The sequence below is a fragment of the Pseudofrankia inefficax genome, from assembly GCF_000166135.1.
GTDB lineage: Bacteria > Actinomycetota > Actinomycetes > Frankiales > Frankiaceae > Pseudofrankia > Pseudofrankia inefficax.
The window spans coordinates 7,993,941-8,014,338 of sequence record NC_014666.1 but is presented as its reverse complement, the minus strand read 5'-3'; the positions used below and the strand labels follow the sequence as shown (position 1 = coordinate 8,014,338).

20 protein-coding genes are annotated in these 20,398 nt (G+C 71.3%); 8 read left to right on the top strand and 12 right to left on the bottom strand.

Annotation, left to right across the window (positions count from 1 at the left end):
• The first annotated feature begins 410 nt into the window (after positions 1 to 410).
• Positions 411 to 692 carry a hypothetical protein gene (locus tag FRAEUI1C_RS40545; protein WP_013427639.1) on the top strand — a complete coding sequence of 94 codons (282 nt, stop codon included), beginning with the start codon at positions 411 to 413 and terminating at the stop codon, positions 690 to 692.
• On the opposite strand, the gene FRAEUI1C_RS40540 is transcribed toward FRAEUI1C_RS40545, so the two are convergent.
• Positions 683 to 877 carry a hypothetical protein gene (locus tag FRAEUI1C_RS40540; RefSeq protein WP_198318666.1) on the bottom strand — a complete coding sequence of 65 codons (195 nt, stop codon included), beginning with the start codon at positions 875 to 877 and terminating at the stop codon, positions 683 to 685. The genes FRAEUI1C_RS40545 and FRAEUI1C_RS40540 overlap by 10 nt on opposite strands.
• Positions 878 to 1,422: 545 nt before the next feature.
• Here FRAEUI1C_RS40540 and FRAEUI1C_RS32550 point away from each other — a divergent pair.
• Together FRAEUI1C_RS32550 and FRAEUI1C_RS32540 are read left to right on the top strand one after the other, a co-directional pair.
• Positions 1,423 to 2,655 (top strand): IS481 family transposase, encoded by a 1,233-nt coding sequence (locus FRAEUI1C_RS32550; protein ID WP_013426945.1) that lies wholly within the window; start codon positions 1,423 to 1,425, stop codon positions 2,653 to 2,655.
• 547 nt (positions 2,656 to 3,202) lie between these two features.
• A complete protein-coding gene (locus tag FRAEUI1C_RS32540) occupies positions 3,203 to 3,913 on the top strand; it encodes a hypothetical protein (RefSeq protein WP_232425202.1) in 711 nt (236 codons plus the stop codon).
• A gap of 711 nt (positions 3,914 to 4,624) precedes the next feature.
• Here FRAEUI1C_RS32540 and FRAEUI1C_RS32535 read toward each other — a convergent pair.
• A complete protein-coding gene (locus tag FRAEUI1C_RS32535; RefSeq protein ID WP_013427637.1) occupies positions 4,625 to 4,987 on the bottom strand; it encodes a hypothetical protein in 363 nt (120 codons plus the stop codon).
• Between the two features lie 135 nt (positions 4,988 to 5,122).
• Positions 5,123 to 5,980, bottom strand: coding sequence for an alpha/beta fold hydrolase (locus FRAEUI1C_RS32530; protein ID WP_013427636.1), 858 nt, complete (start codon positions 5,978 to 5,980; stop codon positions 5,123 to 5,125).
• Between the two features lie 135 nt (positions 5,981 to 6,115).
• Here FRAEUI1C_RS32530 and FRAEUI1C_RS32525 point away from each other — a divergent pair, with 135 nt between their 5' ends.
• Positions 6,116 to 6,550, top strand: a complete 435-nt coding sequence (locus FRAEUI1C_RS32525; protein ID WP_013427635.1) for a response regulator — start codon at positions 6,116 to 6,118, stop codon at positions 6,548 to 6,550.
• A gap of 4 nt (positions 6,551 to 6,554) precedes the next feature.
• Here FRAEUI1C_RS32525 and FRAEUI1C_RS32520 read toward each other — a convergent pair whose 3' ends face one another.
• From FRAEUI1C_RS32520 to FRAEUI1C_RS32480, 9 genes are all read right to left on the bottom strand, one after another.
• Positions 6,555 to 7,154 (bottom strand): hypothetical protein, encoded by a 600-nt coding sequence (locus FRAEUI1C_RS32520; RefSeq protein WP_013427634.1) that lies wholly within the window; start codon positions 7,152 to 7,154, stop codon positions 6,555 to 6,557.
• A gap of 147 nt (positions 7,155 to 7,301) precedes the next feature.
• Entirely contained in the window at positions 7,302 to 8,048 is a 747-nt protein-coding gene (locus FRAEUI1C_RS32515) for a DUF72 domain-containing protein (RefSeq protein WP_013427633.1), read from the bottom strand.
• 82 nt (positions 8,049 to 8,130) lie between these two features.
• Positions 8,131 to 9,147, bottom strand: a complete 1,017-nt coding sequence (locus FRAEUI1C_RS32510) for an SDR family oxidoreductase (protein WP_013427632.1) — start codon at positions 9,145 to 9,147, stop codon at positions 8,131 to 8,133.
• Positions 9,148 to 9,151: 4 nt separating this feature from the next.
• The gene (locus FRAEUI1C_RS32505) at positions 9,152 to 10,954 is read right to left on the bottom strand and encodes a glycoside hydrolase family 15 protein (RefSeq protein WP_013427631.1); all 1,803 of its coding nucleotides are present in this window, start codon (positions 10,952 to 10,954) and stop codon (positions 9,152 to 9,154) included.
• A complete protein-coding gene (locus FRAEUI1C_RS32500) occupies positions 10,947 to 12,044 on the bottom strand; it encodes an enolase C-terminal domain-like protein (protein ID WP_013427630.1) in 1,098 nt (365 codons plus the stop codon). Before FRAEUI1C_RS32500 ends, FRAEUI1C_RS32505 begins: the two co-directional genes overlap by 8 nt.
• Entirely contained in the window at positions 12,041 to 13,711 is a 1,671-nt protein-coding gene (locus FRAEUI1C_RS32495) for a GMC family oxidoreductase (protein ID WP_013427629.1), read from the bottom strand. Before FRAEUI1C_RS32495 ends, FRAEUI1C_RS32500 begins: the two co-directional genes overlap by 4 nt.
• Entirely contained in the window at positions 13,708 to 14,418 is a 711-nt protein-coding gene (locus FRAEUI1C_RS32490; protein ID WP_013427628.1) for a gluconate 2-dehydrogenase subunit 3 family protein, read from the bottom strand. The genes FRAEUI1C_RS32495 and FRAEUI1C_RS32490 overlap by 4 nt, the downstream gene beginning before the upstream one ends.
• Positions 14,419 to 14,883, bottom strand: coding sequence for a hypothetical protein (locus FRAEUI1C_RS32485; protein ID WP_013427627.1), 465 nt, complete (start codon positions 14,881 to 14,883; stop codon positions 14,419 to 14,421).
• Position 14,884: 1 nt separating this feature from the next.
• Complete coding sequence (locus tag FRAEUI1C_RS32480; protein WP_013427626.1) at positions 14,885 to 16,678, bottom strand: thiamine pyrophosphate-requiring protein; 1,794 nt, start codon at positions 16,676 to 16,678, stop codon at positions 14,885 to 14,887.
• Positions 16,679 to 17,024: 346 nt separating this feature from the next.
• Here FRAEUI1C_RS32480 and FRAEUI1C_RS32475 point away from each other — a divergent pair, with 346 nt between their 5' ends.
• From FRAEUI1C_RS32475 to FRAEUI1C_RS32460, 4 genes are read left to right on the top strand one after another with little or no spacing between them, the layout of a single operon-like run.
• On the top strand, positions 17,025 to 18,164 hold the full coding sequence (locus FRAEUI1C_RS32475) for an acyl-CoA dehydrogenase family protein (RefSeq protein ID WP_198318665.1): 1,140 nt from the start codon (positions 17,025 to 17,027) through the stop codon (positions 18,162 to 18,164).
• Entirely contained in the window at positions 18,155 to 18,982 is an 828-nt protein-coding gene (locus FRAEUI1C_RS32470) for a PIG-L deacetylase family protein (protein ID WP_013427624.1), read from the top strand. The genes FRAEUI1C_RS32475 and FRAEUI1C_RS32470 overlap by 10 nt, the downstream gene beginning before the upstream one ends.
• Positions 18,979 to 19,599 carry a class I SAM-dependent DNA methyltransferase gene (locus FRAEUI1C_RS32465; RefSeq protein ID WP_013427623.1) on the top strand — a complete coding sequence of 207 codons (621 nt, stop codon included), beginning with the start codon at positions 18,979 to 18,981 and terminating at the stop codon, positions 19,597 to 19,599. Before FRAEUI1C_RS32470 ends, FRAEUI1C_RS32465 begins: the two co-directional genes overlap by 4 nt.
• Complete coding sequence (locus FRAEUI1C_RS32460; RefSeq protein WP_049807049.1) at positions 19,586 to 20,332, top strand: glycosyltransferase family 2 protein; 747 nt, start codon at positions 19,586 to 19,588, stop codon at positions 20,330 to 20,332. The genes FRAEUI1C_RS32465 and FRAEUI1C_RS32460 overlap by 14 nt, the downstream gene beginning before the upstream one ends.
• The last annotated feature ends 66 nt before the right edge of the window (positions 20,333 to 20,398 follow it).

Genomic DNA, 20,398 nt, shown 5'->3' with positions numbered 1-20,398 from the left:
TCGTCTCACCGACTCCCGATCCGCACGGCGGCGCTCGGCGACGAACCCATCACGCGGAACGTCGCGGCGCTCGTGCAACCGCCCGGGAAGGCAGACGCGCCGATCCGGTCAGTCGATGACCAGGAGGCACGGAAGGTCGTCGCGGTCGCGCTCGCGCTCGTCGACCGGATGGCGCCGCTGTGGCTCGTGCTCTTGGCCCTCGGGTTGCGCGGGGTTGCGCGGGTTGCGAAAAGGGGAGGCGCTCGCGCTGCGCTGGGACGCGCTCGGTCTGGACCCGGGCACGGTCGCTATCGTCCGCAGGCAGCGGCGGCGGGCCTTCGTCACCCGGAAACCGGCAAACAGCGCTGGGACTGATCGAAGACGAGAACCTCAAGACCAGAGGTTCGAAAGCGGTCCTCGCGTTGCCCGAAATGCTCGTCGCGGTGCTCCGCGAACACGGGCGCCGACAGGACCAGGTCAAGCAGGAAGCCAAGGAGAAGGCCGAAAGGTTCGGCCTCGACTCCAAAGTGCTGTGGGCGGATGACGGTCTGGTGCTCAGCCGCGACTCACGGGCGGGGAGTCAGCTGGTGCGTGCATTCCCGTTGGTCTGCGGTGTCGGGTACGGGCAGACCGCGAGCCTGTTCGACTTGCGTCCAGGCGATCTGGGCGGAAGCGCCGTCGAAAACCAGGAGTGCAGCTGTGATCAACGATGATCGCCCGATCCCGTAGCGGCAGTGCGTGGCGATGTGCGCGCTGCCTGCGCTTCTCCGGCGAGGCCGAGCGCGTCGAGTTCAGGTTGGGTGAGCGCGCAGATGAGGATGTCAACGCCGCTCGTAGCCAGCGCGACCATCTCATCGTCGATCCAGTCGAGCCCTCGGGGCCTCGCCGTGATGCTCAAGCTGCCTGGACCTGGACGGTCGACTGTGTAGAGGGTTGGGCGCAAGTACGGACCTTCCGGCCGATCGGTTGGCAGATCGATGCGGTTCGAGTCCATGACCTTCTGACAAGACGCCATCAGGATTCGGCTTGCCCGGCGGCGCTACGCCGAGCGATGACGCGGCGGGACCTTGCCCAGACAAAGACCTTGATCGAACCCATTGCGGTACGGACCCTGGAAAGAACAGAGCCCCGCGCCACCCGTCGGCGGCTGCGGGGCTCTGACCTGTCTCAACCAGACACTGCGGGATTGCTCAGCGGCCCTGTTTCCTGGGACGAAGTCCCAGGCCGTAGGGTCCGGGGGTCGCCCCCGGGGCAATATTGCGGGCCGTGGGAAGGCGACCGAAGGTCACCGACCACACAAACCCGCCCCGGTGCGCTCGGAGGTGTGCTGGCTCAGGACATAGGAGACAGGTGTCTCAGGACATAGGAGACAGGTGTCTCAGGACATAGGCGACACGTGTCTCGGGTCATCGGAGACGAGACCGACTAGTTCGATCATGGTCGATGTCGAAGGCGCGGTTGGTGATCACGGCTCTGGTCGTGGAGGGGCAGACGGCGGCGCAGGTCGCCCGCCGGTACGAGGTGAGTCGGGGCTGGGTCTACAAGCTGAAAGCCCGCTACGACGCTGAGGGGGAGGTGGCGTTCGAGCCGCGGTCGCGACGGCCGGTCTCGTCTCCGACCGCAACGTCGGTGGCGATGGTTGACCTCGTGCTGCGGTTACGTAAGGAGTTGGCCGAAGCCGGCCTGGACGCCGGCGCGGACACAATCGGCTGGCATCTCGCCCATCACCACGACACGACGCTGTCGCGGGCGACGATCAACCGGATTCTGAACCGTGCCGGGGCGGTCACACCCGAGCCTGCGAAACGGCCCCGCTCGTCCTACATCCGTTTCCAGGCGGACCAGCCGAACGAATGCTGGCAGTCAGACTTCACCCATTACCGGCTGACCCGGCCGAACGGCAAAATCGGCATCGACACCGAAATTCTCACCTGGCTGGACGATCATTCCCGGTTCGCCCTACGAGTCTCAGCTCACCTGAAGATCACTGGGAGGATCGTGGTCGCGAGCTTCCGGCAGGCCGCTGACCTGCACGGCTACCCCGCCTCGACGCTCACGGACAACGGGATGGTCTACACGGTCCGGCTCGCCAGCGCCGGTGTCGCGGGCGGGCGGACCGGGTTCGAAGCAGAGCTACGCCGCCTCGGGATCGTGCAGAAGAACTCCCGGCCGAACCATCCCACGACCTGCGGGAAAGTCGAACGCTTCCAACAGACGTTGAAAAAATGGCTGGCCGCGCAGCCCGTTCAACCGGCCAGCACTTACGCGCTGCAGACGCTGATCGACCAGTTCGTCGAGACTTATAACCAGCACCGGCCGCATCGATCGCTACCAGGCCGCTGCACGCCTGCCGTCGCCTATCAGGCCCGGCCGAAAGCCCGACCGAACACCGACCGCAGCGCCGACAGCCATGACCGCGTCCGGCGCGACCACGTCGACGCCAACGGGAAACTCACCCTGCGCGTGAACGGCCGGCTGCACCACATCGGGATCGGACGAACCCACGCCCGAACCCCCGTACTCCTGCTCGTCCACGACCTGCACGCCCGGATCATCCACGCCACCACCGGCGAGATCATCCGCGAGCTCACCATCGACCCGACCCGCGACTACCAGCCCACGGGCCGACCCCGCGGACCCGCCCCCAAAACCCAAACAGCCGAACCCCCGAGATGAGGGTTCAGCTGTCTCCGATGTCCTGAGACATCACACGGTGCGCTCGGAGGGACTCGAACCCCCAACCTTCTGATCCGTAGTGCGCTGATTGTTGTGTTTGTCGGTGATGTCTGGTGCTGACCTATCCCGATGTGTCCGGTGGTCAGCGCTTCCCGGTGCCGGTCGGTGCCGGTGTGTGCCGGGCAGGGATGGCGTGTGCGCGCACACGTCGCGCACACCTGGGCCGGTTCACGGCTTCTATGGTGGCGCCGATCCGCGTGGGCCGCCAGCTCAACGGCCGAGTCGACCGGAGTGCCGACCTCGGCGGGTGTGTCGCGGTGGAATATCGGCCTCTGGCGTGCGTGGTCGTCGCGGCACGTAAGGCCGGTCGGTTCGTCGGCCATGATTGCGGGCCGGTCTGCTGGGTCTCGCCGATCGGGTTCGCCGTCTCGCGGCCAGTCGAGGGTGTCACCCGGTGAACCGGCACAGAGAAGAATCGGCGGTCCTGCCCCGCGAGACTGCTCCGGCTATCGCTGGGAGTCCCCATGCGGCGCGGCTCGTCACCGCGATGGTCGTGGTCGTTGTGGGGCTGACGTTTCTGTTCGGGTTCGGGAACTCGTTCGCTCTGGGTCTGCGGCTGGGGGTGCCGGTTTTCATCGCTCCTCTGGTGGCGCCGGCGGTGGATCTGTCGGTGGTCGGCCTGCTGCTGGGACTCCGCCAGCTGGCCGTGCACGGTGACCCGGCGGGGGTGGGGCGGTCGGCGCGGCGGTTGTTGGTGTTTGCCAGTCTGGTGACGTTGGCTCTGAATATCGCGGAGCCGCTGCTGGCTGGCCGGTATGGCAAGGCGGCGTTCGACGCCGTCGGCCCGTTGCTGATGATCGGCTGGGCCGAGGTCGCCCCTGGCCTGATCCAAGCCATGCACGCGACTAGGGCAAGCACGCACCCGCCAGGCCCGCCAGTGGTCGGCGCCACCGCCATGCCGTCCGATCAGCGGGCGGTATCCGCACAGGCTCGTCGGAACGGGCAGGTGAAAGCCCCGTCGTCTGGTGAGACGGGGCCTCAGGCCGAGCCGGGGGCTCGGGAACAGGATCTCCTGCACCGCGCCCGCGCGGAGGACGTCCTGCACTGGCAGCACCATCGGCGCCCGATCTCCGCCGCGACGCTGCGCGATCGACTCCACGTCAGCGCCGGCACCGCCCGCACCCTCGTCGGCCAGCTCCGCAGCGACACACACACCAAAATCGAAGACACGGCCGGGCCACCCGGCGACACCGACTGAGATCCAAGATCGGACTGCTGAGACCTGAAAGCCTGGCCGGATGGAGGTAGTGGCAGGTCCGAAAATGCCAGAGCCCCGCGCCACCCGTCGGCGGCTGCGGGGCCCTGACCTGCCTCAACCAGGCGCGCACTCTAGGGGAATCGAACCCCAACCGGCCGACCCGCATCCGACCGGATCTCGCCGTGGACGTCCTGCGCGTCCGCAAAGCGCTGTGCTGCAGGACCGAACCTACCAGAGCCGGGGTCTTCCACATGATCGCGATCTAGGTCGCCGGCTACATGGCAAGCACGCGCTGATTCCTTGCGTCACGCCGGCAACCTGTTGGTCGCCTGTCAGCTGGCCAGATATCTGACCAGAACGGAGATGACCGTTGATGTGGTTCGGCTTCACCGCTCTCCGGCCCGTTCGGCCATAGTGATCGCCATCGCGTTGATCACCGAGTCGTCTCCGCCGTGCGAGCCCTCGCCAAGGCGTTCCGGGAGGGTCGGGAGTTCTGGGCGAGCAGGCTGGAGGGCCTTGATGGGATTCCGAGGGGGCCGAGGTGTACGGCGCGCCGAGTCGGGCAGGCGAGCGGTAACGGCCCACCCAGCCCTCGACGGCCAACCGTCACGCGGGCGGCCGGCGCACCTGCTTCACTATGCTCCGGCCGTCGTCGCCACGCCAACGTACCCCCATTGAGATTTCGGCCGCGGCGGTAACGAATCTTCGAGGTTATTCCCAGGGGGCTTGGTCGCCCATCTTCTTGTAGTACTTGGCCAGGTGGTTCTTGACTCGGGTGATATCGGCCGTGGGTAGGTCGACGCCGCCGCGTGAACCCTGCATGACCGCCGCGGCCGCCATCACCGCCCGCGGTACCACGGTCAGCTCCCCGTCGATGACGTCGGCGATGAGCATCTTGTAGCCGGTGAACTCGTCTTTCTTGTCACGGTCGTACCAGAGGTGCGCTTCGCGGTACCTGCCGTTCGGGGCGTTCTGCGCCTCGGCCCACCGGCGGACCCGCTTCTCGGCCGCCGCACCGTTCCAGGCGCGCTTTCGATCGGTCATCGGCAGGTCCTTGAACGGGGTGACGGACATGCGAGCCTCCTCGTCGTCCGCGCGGGCGATCAGTTCTACGTCAACGCTTCCCCGGTCGCGTGGGTCGTATGCCTTGGCTGGCTGCTCACCCTGGCGCGCCCCGTGCGGCGGGTGGCGACCGGGTCGGTGGGGCGGTCAGGTGAGGAAGTAGTGGAGGGCGTTGATGACGGCTGCTGGGTTCTCCTCAGCCATGTGGTGGCCGGAGTCGATCGGCAGGCCCCGCAGTCGTGGTGCCCAGGGGCTCCAAATCGCCAGGGGGTCGCCGTAGAGGCGTTCGAGGTCGTCGCGGGTCGACCACAGGAGCAGGGTCGGGCATTGGACGGCGTGGCCGGCTCGGCGGTCGGCTTCCTCGTGTTCTCGGTCGAGGCCGAGGCCGGCCCGGTAGTCCTCCAGCATCGCCCGCACGGTCGCCGGGTCGTGGATGGCGGCGTGGAACTCCTGGTAGTTCGCCTCTCCCATGGCCTGCGGGTCGCTGGTGTACCAGGCGTCGGGGTCGGCCAGGATGGCTCGTTCCGGCTTGTCGGGCTGGGCGAAGAAGAACCAGTGGTACCAGTCGTGGGCGAACGTGGCGTCACACCGGGCGAGGGCTTCGCTGATGGGGACGCCGTCCATGACCACCAGCCGGCTGACCGCGTGCGGATGGTCGAGGGCGAGGCGGAACGCGACGTAGCAGCCGCGGTCGTGACCGGCAACCGCGAATGTCGGGTGTCCCAGGGATCGCATGAGGCGCAGCAGGTCCTGGGCGACGGTGCGCTTGGACTGCTGCGCGTGGTCGGGACGCACCGGTGCCGCGTCCGAGGCGCCGTAGCCGCGCATGTCCGGGCAGACCACGGTGAACCCTCGCTCGACGAGTGGGGGCGCGACGCGATGCCAGGTGGCGGCGGTGCGCGGATGACCGTGGATCAGCAGCAGCGGCGGCCCGTCGCCGGCGTGCCTGACCCGAAGCTCCACCTCGCCCACGTCGATCCGCTCGTCGACGAAGTCCTCGAACATGAGCCAGGCCCTACCCAGCCGATCAGCCAGGCAAAGGGTCATGGTGGTATCGGGTGGGTGATCGTGATGTGCAACGATGGCGCGGCGCTCGGGGGTCGCGCGAGTAATACGAACGATCTGTGGAGATTCCTGTTGATGCTCGCTGCGCCCAGCCGCCCCTACACGGTTCTGCTCGCTGAGGACGACCCGGGCGACGCCCTGCTGGTCGAGGAGGCCTTCGAGATCCGCGGCCTCGGACAGAATGTCCAGGTCGTGGGCGATGGCGTCGAGGCGATGGCGTATCTGCGCGACCCCGCGCGCCCGAGGCCGGATCTGATCATTCTCGATCTGAACATGCCGCGCATGGACGGCCGGGAGACCTTGGCGGCTATCAAGAGCGATCCGGCGTTGCGGGCGATCCCTGTTGTGGTGCTCACGACCTCGGACGCTCCCGATGACCTGATGGCTGCCTACGGGCTGCACGCGAACGCCTATGTCTGCAAGCCCAGGGAGCTGGACGGCTTCCTCGGCGCGGTCCACGCGATCGACGACTTCTTCCTGGACCTCGTCCGGCTCGCCCGCCAGCGGTGACCAGCTAGGCGAGGTGGGCCGCGTTCCGGCTCAGGGCCTCGCGTATGGCCGCGGTGCGCAGCTCCTCCAGACGGCTTGCCTGATGGCGAGCGCGTGACGCGAGAACGTCGAGTTCGTCACTGTCCAGGTCCAGGGCCGGGTCATGCAGCGCGACCGTGCGCAGCGTCTGCCAGCCGAGCGACTTGCCCTCGACGCCGAGGCGCAGCATCTCCAGTTCGACGACCGAGCTGAGCGGCGAACGTCTGAGGATCCGGCCGTTGGCCTTCGCGCGTGCGAAGAACTCGGCGAGCCAGCCGGCCACCATCTTGTAGCGGCGCCGCGAGATCCCCAGCCGCGTCAGTATCGCGATGAACGCCGCCCGGTCGGTGTCGATCTCCCGCGAGATCGACGCGAGCGCTGGGCCGAGTGCCGTGCTGTCGTGCCCTTCCGCCAGTCGGCGAGCGAGCCGCAGGCCGGCAGTGGAACCCGCCAGGTGATCGTTGAGATAGATCCCGAGCAGCCGGTCGGCGCCGGGATCACCGCGAGATCCCGCGGCCCGTCCGAACCATCCCACGGCGTTCGTGATGACCCGCCCCTGCGTGGATCCAGCGAGCGAAACACCCATGTGCCATCACCTCCCGATTGGCCGGCACAGCTGCCCCGTGAGTACGAAATCGGGCGGCCGGGCGCGGGTACCATCGGTAACGCACTGAATCAGGCCGTACCCGTCGAGTAGCGGTCTGAACGCGGGCTTCCGCAGTACGGGGGCCCTTTACGTGGTGGGGGCGGGGACACCGCACAGTGCGGACAGGGTGCGGGCGTTGCGGACGGCGTGGCCGTGTCCGTCGTTGTTGAAGTAGGCGTAGACGTCGAGGCCGCCGGCGCGCCACTCGGCGATCCGGTCGCGCCACCACCGTAGGTCGTCGTCGCTGTAGGAGCCCGCGTAGAGCGCGTCGTGGTCGGGTCCGTGCAGCCGGACGTAGACGAACGACGTCGTGGCCCGCAGGACGCAGGGCAGGCCCGCGCCGCTGACGACGCAGTAGGCGGCCTGATGTCGCTCCAGCAGTGCATAGACGGGTTCGGTGTGCCAGGACGCGTGCCGCAGCTCCACGGCGAGCCGGAGCCAGGGCGGGATGCCGGCGAGGAAGTACTCCAGCCGGGCGTCGTCCCTGGTCTGGCGGGCATCGAGCTGGACGAGGACGACAGCGCGGCGTTCACCCAGCTCGTGCCAGCCGGCGATGATGCGCCCGGTCCAGGCTTCGGGGCTGTGCAGGCGCTTGGCGTGGGTGAGGCCGCGGGGTGCCTTCACCGACATCGTGAATCCGGCCGGCAGGCGTCGTCGCCAGGACGCGAACGCCGCGTCGGATGGCCACCGGTAGAAGCTGGCGTTGAGCTCGACGGTGTCGAAGTGGCGGGTGTAGATCTCCAGCCGCTGTCGCGGTGGCGTTCCCGCGGGGTAGAGGACACCGTCCCAGTGGTCGTAGCTCCACCCGGACGTTCCGATGTACAGGTTCGCCATCAGCGGCCCGCACCTCCGCTTCCGTCCGCGTCGCGTCCGAGCTGCCAGGTCCTTGTGGGCCGGCGGTTCAAGCTGGTGTGCGTCAGGCCCGGATCGCCTGGTGGGCGCCGGGGCGGCGGCGGTCGTGGGCCGTGGCGCGCAGCGCGCGGACGAAGGTGCGCCCGGTCTGGGGCAGCGACTTGAGGAAGGCTGGCGTTCGGACGCCGTGGGCCTGGGTGTCGAAGATGCCGTGCGCGCCGTGGTCGTGGGTGTCGTCGGCGGGCTGGCGCAGGTTGTCGGGCCGGTTGGTGGGCAGCGGGGCGTCGGTGAGCTGGGTGTCCCAGGCGCCGAGCGCGGCGTAGTGGTTGCCGAAACCGGGGGCGATCGAGCCGGCCGCGACCAGTGCCTTGTTCCACGAGCCGATGATCATGGAGTGGCGGCCGTCGAGGGCGACGCGCACGATGTGCTTCGCGCAGACTTCGGGCTCGTAGATCGGTGGGACGGGCTGGGGCTGGCGGGTCATCGTCGTGTGGCACCAGCTGAACTGCGGGGTGTTGACGGCGGGCAGGTGGACCATCGAGAGGCGTACCCGGCTGCCGTCGTGCAGCAGTTCGGCCCGGGCGGCCTCGAAGAAGCCCCGGCAGGCGAACTTCGCGGCGCAGTAGGGGGCCTGCAGGGGGATGCCCAGGAAGGCGAGCGCCGAGCCGATGTTGACGATCGAGCCGCGGTCGCGGGGGCGCATCCGATCGAGTGCGGCCATCGTGCCCCAGACCTGGCCGAGGAAGGTGACCTCGATGGCCCGGCGGAGGTCCTCGGGTGCGGTGTCGGCGAGTGGTGCGAACGTCGTGGTCATGGCGTTGTTGACCCAGACGTCGAGGGGACCGAGCTCGTCCTCGGCGGCGGTCGCCGCCGCGTCGACGGCCTTGTGGTCGGCGACGTCGGCGGGCAGGACGAGGGCACGGCGGCCCCGGTCGCGCACGTCGCGGGCGGCTGCCTGTAGGCCGGCGTCGCCGCGGGCGAGGAGCGCGACGTCGAAGCCGTGGTCGGCCAGGGCGAGGGCGGTCGCGCGCCCGACGCCCGCGGAGGCTCCGGTCACGAGCGCGACGCGACGTTCGGTCATGGCTTCACCTTTTTCTTGCTGATGGCGGGTCTGTGGCGAGGGTGGCGGCGGTTTCGAGCAGGAGGGCGTGGACGAACGCCTGGGGCAGGTTGCCGCGTAGCTGGCGCTGGTCGACGTCGAACTCCTCGGCGAACAGGCCGGGGCTGCCGCAGCTGGCCCGGCCGCGTTCGAACAGGGCCCGGGCTCCGACCGGGTCGCCGAGGGAGTGGCGGGCGAGCGCGAGCAGGAACCCGCAGAGCAGGAACGCGCCTTCGGCCTCGCCGAGGGGCTTGCCGTCGAGGCGGAAGCGGTAGACGTAGTCGTCGTGGACGAGGTCGGCCTCGACCGCCGCGACCGTCGCCCGCGATCGTGGGTCGGTGGGTGGCAGGGCGCCGCGCAGGGCGGGCAGCAGGAGGGCGGCGTCGACGCGGGGGTCGTCGGGGGAGCGTTGCCAGCGGCCAGTGGGATGTACGCAGTCGGCGGTGACGTCGGCGAGCAGCGCGTCGGCCAGGTCGGTGTAGCGGCGGGCGAGCCGGGCGGGCGCGTGGCCGGCGACGGCGCGCAGGCCGCCGACGCAGGTCAGCCGGGAATGGGCCCAGCGGCGGTCGTCGAGCTCCCAGATGCCGGCGTCCGGCTCGTGTCCGCGCTGGGTGATCGCGTCGACGGCGGTCTGGATCGCCTTCCAGCCGTCGAGGTCGAGCCGGTCGTGTCCGGCGGCGAGGGCGAACAGCTCGAGGGCCTCGCCGAACGTGTCGAGTTGGAACTGGTGGTTGGCCTGGTTGCCGGCCCTGTCCGTGCCGCCGGGGTAGCCGGCCAGGTGGGTCAGGGCGCGTTCGGCCGGGACCGGGCCGCCGCGGGTGGTGTAGGTCGGCCTCAGATCCGGCCCGTCGGCCAGCAGGCGTTGCGCGACGAAGTCGACGGTCGTGTCCAGCAGGGCGAGCTGGCCGTGGGCCGCGGCGGCTCGGCCGGCGTAGCACTGGTCGCGGATCCAGGCGTAGCGGTAGTCGTAGTTACGTCCGGCGCCGGCGTGTTCGGGCAGGCTCATCGTGGCCGCGGCCGCCATGCCGCCGACGGAGCTGGTCAGTCCGGTGAGGGTTGCCAGTGCCTGCTCGGCGTCGCGGCGGGCGAGCGTGCCCGCCGCCGGGACGCCGGCCCGCTCCCGCCAGCCGCTCTCGGTCGCCGCCCACAGCTGGTCGGGGCGGATGCCGCGCCGGCGGCGGGGGAGTGGCCGGTCGCTGATCTCCAGGCACAGGTCGTGCTGGTCGCCGGCGGTCAGGAGGTTCAGGGTGAGCATCAGGGGGCCGTCGCCGGTGCGGGTCGCCTCGGACGCGCCCCACCAGCGGAAGGCCAGCGGACCGGACTGGCCGGTCCACACGCCGCCCGTTCGGCCGCGGCCGGTGTCCGCGGCGGCGGCCATGGCCTGCTGGCCGAAGCCGGCGCGGACGTCGAGCACGACGCGCAGGCGCACGGAGCCCTCGACCACCCGGATCCGGCGCAGGACCACCGCCGTGTGCGGGTCGGCGGGCAGCGCCAGCGCGTCGCGGCATTCGACGACGCCGTCGGTGAGGACCCAGCGGCTGGTCCAGATCAGCGATCGCGGGTTGTAGGAGCCGCCCCAGGTGAAGCGGCCGACCGGTGTGACGGCGTAGCAGCCGGCGCCGCCGATCAGGGTGGCGAACACGGCGTCGGAGTCCCACGCCGGGGCGCACATCCAGGCGAGGTCGCCGTCCGGGCCGAGCAGCGCGCCGCGTTCGCCGTCGCCGAGGAAGGCGTAGTCACGCAGCGCGCGTGGCGGGTAGAGCACGCGGGGGTCGGTCTGCTCAGCCAACGCGCCACCGTTCCGCGCCGGCCGCGAGCGTCAGGCCGTGGCCCGCGTCGCGGTCGGCGAGCTGGAGGGCTCCGGCGGCGACGGGCGGGACGCCGTCGGCGAGCAGGGGTTCGAGGCGGGCGTGGTCGGCGAACCATTCGACGTGGCGCAGGTTCGGGACGGCCGCGGCGACCGGGGCGTGCAGCGCGGGCGCGCAGTGGGCGGAGACCTCCAGATTGCGGGCCTGGGCGAGGGCGGCGGCGCGCAGCCAACCGGTGTAGCCACCGCAGCGGGTGACGTCCAGTTGGACGCAGTCGACGACGGGAAGCAGCGCCTGGACGTCGTAGAGGTCGGCGGCGTACTCCCCGGCAGCGACGTCGCAGCGCACCGCGGCGCGCACGGCGGCCAGCCCCGCGAGGTCGTCGCTGCTGACCGGTTCCTCGAACCAGGTGACGCCCAGATCGTCGAGCCACCCGCCGACCCGGCGCGCCTGCCCGACCGTGTAGCCGCCGTTCGCGTCGACCATCAGCTGCGCGCTGTCTCCGGCGAGCTCCCGCAGCCTGGCGACCCGGGCCAGGTCACGGTCGATCCGCGTGCCGCCCGCCTCCCCGATCTTGATCTTCAGGCTGGTGGTGCCGGCGGCCTGCCAGCCGGCGACCTGCTCGGCGAGTTGGGCGTCGTCGAGCGTGGTGAAGCCGCCGGAGCCGTAGACCGGCACGGCCTCCCGGCACTGGCCGAACAGGGTGGTGAGCGGCACGCCGAGCATCCGGGCCTTCAGGTCCCACCAGGCGACGTCGACGGCGCTGATCGCCATCATCGTGACGCCGCGGGTGCCGATGTTGCGGCAGGCGCGGTGCATCGCCGACCAGCCGGCCGCGATGTCCCAGACGCGTAGGCCGTGCAAGGCCTCGGCGAGGTGGTCGGCGATCACGGTGGCGGCGGCGGGCGCGCCGTACGTCCAGCCCACGCCGGTCCGCCCGCCGGCGCGCAGGGTCACGGCGACGGCGGTGGTGGCGTCCCAGGTCAGGGTGCCGTCGGCTTCCGGCCGGTCGGTCGGGAACCGGTAGACGGCGGCGGTCAGGCCCTCCAGGCGGGGGTCGTCGCGGGTCATGCGTGGCTCAGCTCGTGCTCGGTGAGGCCGCGCCGGCTGTGCGCCGCGAGCCGGTCGGCTGCTCGCGCCGCGAGCGCCATGATGGTCAGGGCCGGGTTGGCCGCGCCCTGGGTCGGCAGGACGCTGCCGTCGACGACGTAGAGGTTGGGCAGGCCGAAGACCCGGTGCTCGGCGTCGACGACACCGTCCGCCGCGTGGGTCGCCATCCGCGCGCCGCCGACCAGGTGGGCGTACCGGTCGATCGTCATCACCTCGGTCGCACCCGCCGCGGTCAGGATGGCCTCCATCGAGCGTGTCGCCGCTTTGTGCAGGAGCTGGTCGTTGTCGCAGCGGGTGTAGGAGAAGTGCGCGACGGGCAGTCCGTGCCGGTCGGTCTCGTCGGCGAGGGTCACCCGGTTGTCGGCCCGGGGCAGGTACTCGCACAGGGCGCCGAGGGTGGCCCAGTGGACGTAGTCGCGCATGTACTCCCGCAGGGGCGCGCCCCAGTGGCCTTGGGCGATGACGTGTTCGGCCCAGGTGATGGGCAGGGGGCTGACGTTCTGGATCGACCAGCCGCGCCGGTAGGGCCTGGTCGGGTCGGTCTCGTAGTAGTGCTCGCTGGACACCTCCGGCGGCGGTGTCTTGTACATCCGGATCTCGTCGTCGAACCGGCCGGCGGTCTGCGGCGCGCCCTGGACCATCAGGTAGCGGCCGACCTGGTCGTGGTCGTTGCCGAGCCCGGCGGGCCAGCGGCGGCTTGTCGAGAGCAGCAGCAGCCGTGGCGTCTCGATCGAGTAGCCGGCGACGGCGACGGCCCGGGCCCGCTGGACGTGCTCGCGCCCGTCGCGCAGGTAGGTCACGCCGGTGACCCGGCCGGCTCGGTCGTCGACCAGGATGCGGCTGACGTGGCTGTCCGGGCGGATCTCCGCTCCGTGCGCGAGGGCGTCGGGGATGTGGGTGATCAGCGGGCTCGCCTTGGCGTTGACCTTGCAGCCCTGCAGGCAGAAGCCCCGGTAGATGCAGTGCGGGCGGTTCCCGAACCGGCCGTTGGCGATCGCGACCGGGCCGACCCGCGCCTCGATCCCGAGCGCGGCTGCGCCGCGTAGGAAGATCTCGCCGTTGCCGCCGACCGGATGCGGGCTATGGGGGTAGCGGTGGGGGTCGCCCCAGGGCCAGGACTGGCCGGCGACGGGCAGCTCTGCCTCGATCGCCTCGTAGTACGGCCGCAGGTCCTGGTAGCCGATCGGCCAGTCCGCGCCGACGCCGTCGACGCTGCGGGTCGTGAAGTCCGACGGGTGCAGCCGGGGCGTGTACCCGGCGTAGTGGACCATCGAGCCGCCGACGCCTCGGCCGGAGTTGTTCGAGCCCAGCGGCACCGGGTCGCCGCCGCCGATCTGGCGCGGTTCGGTCCAGTACAGGACGTGGGCGCCGCGCTCGTCGCTGACCCAGTCGGTGTCGGGGTCCCAGAACGGCCCGGCGTCGAGGCAGACGACCCGCCAGCCGGCCCGGGCCAGCCGCTGGGTCAGCACGCCGCCGCCCGCGCCCGCGCCGACCACGACGAGGTCGACCTCGTCGTCGCCGTCGAACCGGCGCATGTCCGCGCGCAGCCGGTGGTCGGTGCGGCTGCCGTCGTTCGGCAGCAGCCAGGCCGAGGCGTTGCGGTCCCGCACGTTCTCCCGCCGCCTCACGGGGATTCCTCCGGGGTGAGGAGGCGCTGGTGTTCGTGGCGTTCGCGTTCGACCCGTGCGGCGAAGGGCACCGGGTCGAGGGCGTCCTGCTCGGCGACCTCCCAGTGCTCCCGCGCGTTGACGCCCGGGTTGAGGTAGCCGCGCGGGTAGGCCGGCCCGGGGAAGCCGATCTCGTTCCAGGCCCACGGGTGGGAGTAGAAGGCTGTGCAGGCGTAGCGGGTCCACAGGCTCCAGCTGCGGGCCGCCGCCCAGCGGTGCCAGTCCTGCCCGTCCCGGGTCCGGTCCTGCACGGCCTGGATGATCGCTGCCTGCGCCGGCTCGTCGAGTTCCGCGAAGCCGAGGCCGTGGGCGTCGCGGGCGTCGGCGTCGAGGAAGCCGAGCGTGTCGCGCCAGGCCTGGGCGTCTTGCGGTAGGTCGTCGTAGTGCCAGCCGTCGGTCTCGCCTGCGGCGAGGCGTCCGTCGACCAGCGCCAGCACGGGGACGCGCGGCTCGCCGTCCTGGGCCAGGAGCAGGTCGAGCAGCCGCCCGGCGATCGCCGCCTCGGGTGGTGTGAAGAACGTCAGGTCCGCCGGCGGCACGAGCCGGTGCAGGACGACCCCGGCGGTGACGTCGTCCCAGGCGTCGACGCTGTCGAGGACGTTGAAGCCGGGGAAACGGCCCTTGCGCTGCGGGGTGACGCCGTGTTGGTCCGGTGCTCGGAACGGCATCTACCGGTCTCCCTGCGGCGGGTGTCCCTCACGGCGCAGGACCGAGGCGAGCAGCCCCATCCCGCCCACGACCGACGCCAGCAGCGGCGCGAACACCGGCGGACCGGACTCCAGGTTGTAGCGGGTGACGCCGCCGGGCCGCTGCCGCACTCCGCGCCAGTGCAGGTAGGTGCCCTGCAGTCCGTTCACGACGATCGCGGCCGACGCCAGCGGCAGCACGGTCCGGGCGGCCCGCCGGGAGAACACCGCGGCGATCCCGGCCGGGATCGCCGCCGGGACGATCACGATCGGCCACCACATCATCTTGTTGCCGAAACTCGCCCCGTCGTGCGACAGGTAGATCTCCCCGGCCGTCACGGCGGCGCCGACGGCGGTCAACGCCGACAGGCTGCGTTCGAACCGCCCCGACCGGACGTCCGCCAGCACGGTCTGCGCGACGTCCGGGAGATCCGCGGCCACGGTCACGTCAGTTCTCCTTCGTGCCGGGCAGGTACTGCTGGACCTTGTCCTTGACGCCCTGGCGGACGAATCCCCACCGGTTCTCGTCGCCGTGCAGGACGGCCTTGGCCGTGTTCAGGGCCTGCTCGGCGGTCGCCCGCGGCGGGATCGGCGGGACGTCGGGGTCGCAGCGGATGTCGAGGACCGCCGGCCGGTCGGCGGTCAGCGCCTCGTCCCAGGCGGGGCCGACCGCGTCGGGCGTGGACACCGACAGGCCGATCAGGCCGAGTGACCGGGCGAAGCCGGCGTAGTCGACGTCGGGCAGGTTCTGGGACTCGGCGAACTTCGGGGAGCCCTCCATCGCGCGCATCTCCCAGGTGACCTGGTTGAGATCGTTGTTGTGCAGGATCGCGACGACCAGCCGGGGGTCGGTCCACTGGTGGTAGTAGTGCGCGACCGTGATCAGCTCGGCAAGGCCGTTCATCTGCATGGCGCCGTCGCCGACGAGCGCGATTCCCGGCCGGTCCGGGTGCGCCCACTTCGCGCCGATCACGTACGGAACCCCGGGGCCCATCGTCGCCAGGGTTCCGGACAGCGAGCCGCGGATGTTCCCGTGGAAACGAAGATGGCGCGCGTACCAGTTGGCGGCGCTGCCCGAGTCGGCCGCCACGATCGCGTTACCGGGCAGCCGCGGGGAGAGCTCGTGGAAGATGCGCATGGGGTTGACCGGGTCGGCGCCCGTCATGGCCTGGCGTTCACAGGTGTTCCACCAGGAGGCGGTGTTCTTCTCGATCGTCTCCCGCCAGCCGCGGTCGTCCTTACGGACGATCAGCGGTAGGAGGGCGCGCAGCGTGGCTTTCGCGTCGCCGACCAGGTTCAGCTCGTACGGATAGCGCATGCCGATCCACTTGGCCGAGCGGTCGATCTGGATGCCGCGCGCCTGGCCGAAGTCCGGCAGGAACTGCGTGTACGGGAAGTTCGAGCCGACCGTGAGCAGCGTGTCGCAGCCCCGCATCATCTTCTCCGACGCCGTCGTGCCCAGCAGGCCGATCGAGCCCGTCACCCACCCCAGCTCGTCGGACAGGACGTCCTTACCGAGCAGCGCCTTCGCCGCGCCCGCGCCGAGCAGCTCGGCGAGCTCGGTCAGCTCCTGGGCGCAGCCACGGGCGCCTTGGCCCACCAGCAGCGCGACCTTCTCGCCGGCGTTGAGGATGTCCGCGGCACGCTGCAGGCCCGCCGCATCAGGCGTCACCGTCGCCGGTGTCGTCCCGACGCTGGACGGAACCTGCTTGAACGCGTGCTCCGGTGCCTCATACGGAAGGTCGAACACGTCCGAAGGGAAGATGATCGCGGTCGGGGCGTGCTCCTGCTGCGCGATCCTGATCGCCCGGTCCAGCAGATTGGGCAGCTGCTTCGGGACCGTGCACATCTGCACATAGTCGCTACAGACGTCCTTGTAGAGGCTGAGCAGGTCGACTTCCTGCTGGTAGGAACCACCCATCGCGGAACGCTCGGTCTGACCGACCAGCGCCACGACCGGAACATGGTCGAGCTTCGCGTCGTACAGGCCATTGAGCAGATGAATCGCGCCCGGGCCGCTCGTGGCCGCGCACACCCCCACCTGGCCGCTGAACTTCGCGAAACCGACCGCCTCGAACGCGGCCATCTCCTCGTGGCGGGCCTGCACGAACTGCGGATCATTGTCCGCCCGGCCCCACGCCGCCAGCAGCCCGTTGATGCCGTCGCCCGGATAGCCGAACACCTGGCGGACGCCCCACTCCCGCAACCGGGCCAGCAGAATGTCCGCGACTGTCTGCGCCACGAGGTGATTCCTCTCCACGTCAAATCCGTCGGATCAGTACACCGCGCGTAGCCGGGAAATCGCCCCAGCCACGCGCCAGGCGATCCGGGGCGTGGACAGTCGCCCGACCTTCGGCCTGCCCAGCCCGTAGTCCAGTCATGAAAGGGGAACGACGGCCATTGCGCGGATACACGTCTCGACCCGGTCGCTACCCGACCTATTGGCCGTCAAACAGCATGAATCCGCACGTCGGCGGCCCATTCCTTCTACATCGCGATAGAGGCCGGGTAGTGATCTGGCCGGAGAAGGCCGAGAGTTCGGAGCGGCCGTTCGGTTTGGCCAGCGTCCGGCCGGCTAGGGGACGGGCATGACGACGTTGAGACAGCTCCCGCCGCCTCCTGGGAGCCTCTCGGTGTTCCCCGGCCCGGCCTCGTCCGCTGGCCGGACCAACGATGATCTCGAAGGCCCGGCGCCGACTGGCCGCCCGTCGTCGGCGGAGGTCGGGACGGCGTTGGCCGCTGCCGTCCGCGCGGGCTGGATCGGCGATCTGCCGTTGCCGGGAAGTGGTGACAGCGCGGCCCGGTTCGCCGCGTTCGCCAGGACGTGCGCGGCGGATGTGACGCTGGGCCGCCTGGTGGAGGCGCACGCCGACGCGGTGGCGATCCTCGCCGAGCTCGACGACGGCGGGGCGACCGCCAGCTGGGCCGGGCAGGAAGCGTGCTGGGGCGTGTGGGCCGCCGAGCACCCGGCCGCGACGCTCTCGGCGGCACCGACGTCGTCAGCTGGGCCGGAAGCAGGTCCTGGCCGGGTGGCGCCGGACGCGTCGTGGCGGGTGTCCGGAGCGAAGGCCTGGTGTTCCGGCGCACCGTTTCTCACGCACGCGCTGGTCACCGCCGCCGCTGCCGACGGGAACCGGTTGCTCGCGGTCTCGTTGGCGGAGCCGGGGGTTCGGGTGGCGGACGATGCGTGGGCGTTCAGCGGGATGCGAGCGTCCGGCACGTCGACGGTGACGTTCGACGAGGTGGCGGCCAGGCCCGTCGGGCCGCCGGGCGCCTATCTCGAGCGGCCCGGTTTCTGGCATGGCGCGGTGGGGGTCGCCGCCTGTTGGTTCGGCGGTGCGGTCGGTGTCGCGCGGGCGCTGTCCGGGGCCGCGGGCCGCCGTGAGCTTGACCCGCACGCGCTGGCGCACCTCGGCGCGGTGGACGCGGAACTCGGCGCCGCGGCCAGCCTGCTGCGCGAGGCCGCCGCCCAGATCGACGCCGACCCGGGCGACGAGGCCGGCCAGGCGCAGCGCCGGGCTCTGCGCGTACGGGCGGTGGTGGAGCGAGCGGCGGACGAGGTCCTGCGCCGAGTGGGGCGAGCGCTGGGCCCCGGGCCGTTGGTGGGCGATCTGGAGCACGCGCGACGGGTCGAGGACCTGACGATCTACCTGCGGCAGAGCCACGCGGAGCGGGATCTGGCCACGCTTGGCGGCCTGGTCGCCGCCGGGGAGCCGGGATGGTGCTGACCGAGGCGGGCACCGCCGAAGCGGTCTGGCAGACCTGGCTGTCCGCGCGGAGCTGGCCGTCCCTGGATTGGCCAACCCTGTGCCAGAGCATCGGGATCGACGGGACAGCCGACCTGCTCGTCGTCGCGCCGCATCCGGACGACGAGACGCTGGGCGTCGGTGGCCTGATGGCCCTGGCGCGCGCCGCGGGGGCGACAGTGACCGTCGTGGCCGTGACCGACGGCGACGCGTCCCATCCGAGATCGCCGACGGTGCGACCCACGGAGCTGGTCGGCAGGCGGGCCCGGGAGCGGCGGGACGCGCTCGCCGAACTCGGCCTGGCGGACGTCGAGGTCCACCGCCTCGGCATCCCGGACGGCACGGTCGACCGCCACGTCCACCAGGTCGCGGGCCTGATCGAGGAGCTGCTGCGCCCGGGCATGACCTGCCTGGCCACGTTCGCCGCGGACGGGCATCCCGATCACGACGCGGTCGGTGCCGCCGCGGCCCGCGCCTGCCTCGCTCGCCGGGTCCCGCTGGTCGAGTACCCGGTGTGGACCTGGCACTGGGCGACTCCGGGCGACCCTCGCGTGCCCTGGGACCGGGCCGTCCAGGTCCGGCTGCCACCGCGGGTGGCCCAGGCCAAGCGCCGGGCCGCCGCGTGTTTCCGCAGCCAGGTGGAACCACTGTCCGACCAGCCCGGAGACGAGACGATCCTGACCCCCGCGACGCTCGCCCGGCTGCTACGCGACGAGGAGACCCTCTTCCTTCCCGCTCGCCTCCGGGGCGCCGGCGACGGCTGGCCCGCCGCGTTGTCGGCACGGGGGAGGGCGCGGTGAGCGACGGCCTCTCGGGCGACACCGCTCGTGCTCCCGGCGTCCGGCTGGACTACTTCGAGCGGATGTACGCCGCCGCCGACGACCCGTGGGGCTTCGCGTCCCGCTGGTACGAGGAACGCAAGTACGCGCTCACCCTCGCCGCGCTGCCGAACCCCCGATTCCGGTCCGCGTTCGAGCCAGGCTGCTCGATCGGAGTGCTCACCGGCCTGCTCGCGGCACGGTGCGACCGGCTGCTGGCCACCGACATCGTCGAGGCACCGCTCGCCGCGGCGCGCCAGCGGGTCGCCGCCCTCGATCACGTCGAGATCCGGCGGCTGGTCGTGCCGGAGCAGTGGCCCACACAGACCTTCGACCTCGTCGTGCTCAGCGAGATCGGCTACTACTTCGAGCGCCACGACCTCGACCGCGTCGTAGCGGCCACGACCCAGTCGCTTGACCCGGACGGCTGCCTCGTCGCCGTGCACTGGCGGCATCCGGTCGCCGAATACCCGCTGACCGGCGACGACGTGCACGAGACCCTCGCCGCCGCCGACGGGCTGACCCGGGTGTCCCAGCACGTGGAGCGTGACTTCCTGCTCGACGTGTTCGTCACCCGCGGCCCGCATGACCAGGCATAGGCGCAGCCGCCGGGTGCGCCGCATCGGTGTCGCCGTTCCGGCCCACAACGAGCAGGACCTGCTGCCGGCCTGTCTGGGAGGGCTGATCGTCGCCGCGATCGCGACACCGGTCCCCGTCGAGATCGTCGTCGTCCTCGATGCCTGCACCGACGAGACAGGGCTCGTCGTGCGGTCGGCGGCGCGGACGGCCGCGGTACTGGCCGCCGCCGGCCGGGCCCGTCCACCTCGGGTTCGGTCGATCAGCGTCACCGGTCGTAACGTCGGCCTCGCCCGCGCGGCGGGTCTGCGGGAGATCCTCGCCGGCTGGCCCGACGACCTGGCCGGCACGTGGCTGGCCACGACCGACGCCGACAGCGTCGTGCCACCCGGGTGGCTGACCTGGCAGTGCGCGCTCGCGGCTCGCGGGGCCGACGCCGTCGTCGGCGAGATCAAGGTCGTCGACTGGAGCGAGCACTCGCCCGACCTGCCGGGAGTCTTCGCGCGCCACTACCACCGGCGTCCAGGTCACCCACACGTTCACGGCGCCAACCTCGGAGTGACGGCCCTGGCGTACCAGCGGGCGGGCGGCTACCCACCGCTGGCCGTCGCCGAGGACCACGGCCTCGTCGACGCCCTGGTCGCGACCGGCCACCGCGTCCTACGGACCCGCGGCCCGCGGGTCGTCACCAGCGCTCGCCGCGACGCCAGGGCCGCCGGCGGCTTCGGCGACACGCTACGCACTCTCGTCCCGTGAGCGCCGTCCGCGCGGACCTGCCGCAATCCGGGAGGTATTCGCCGGTCGGCGGGGTAGGGCCATGGC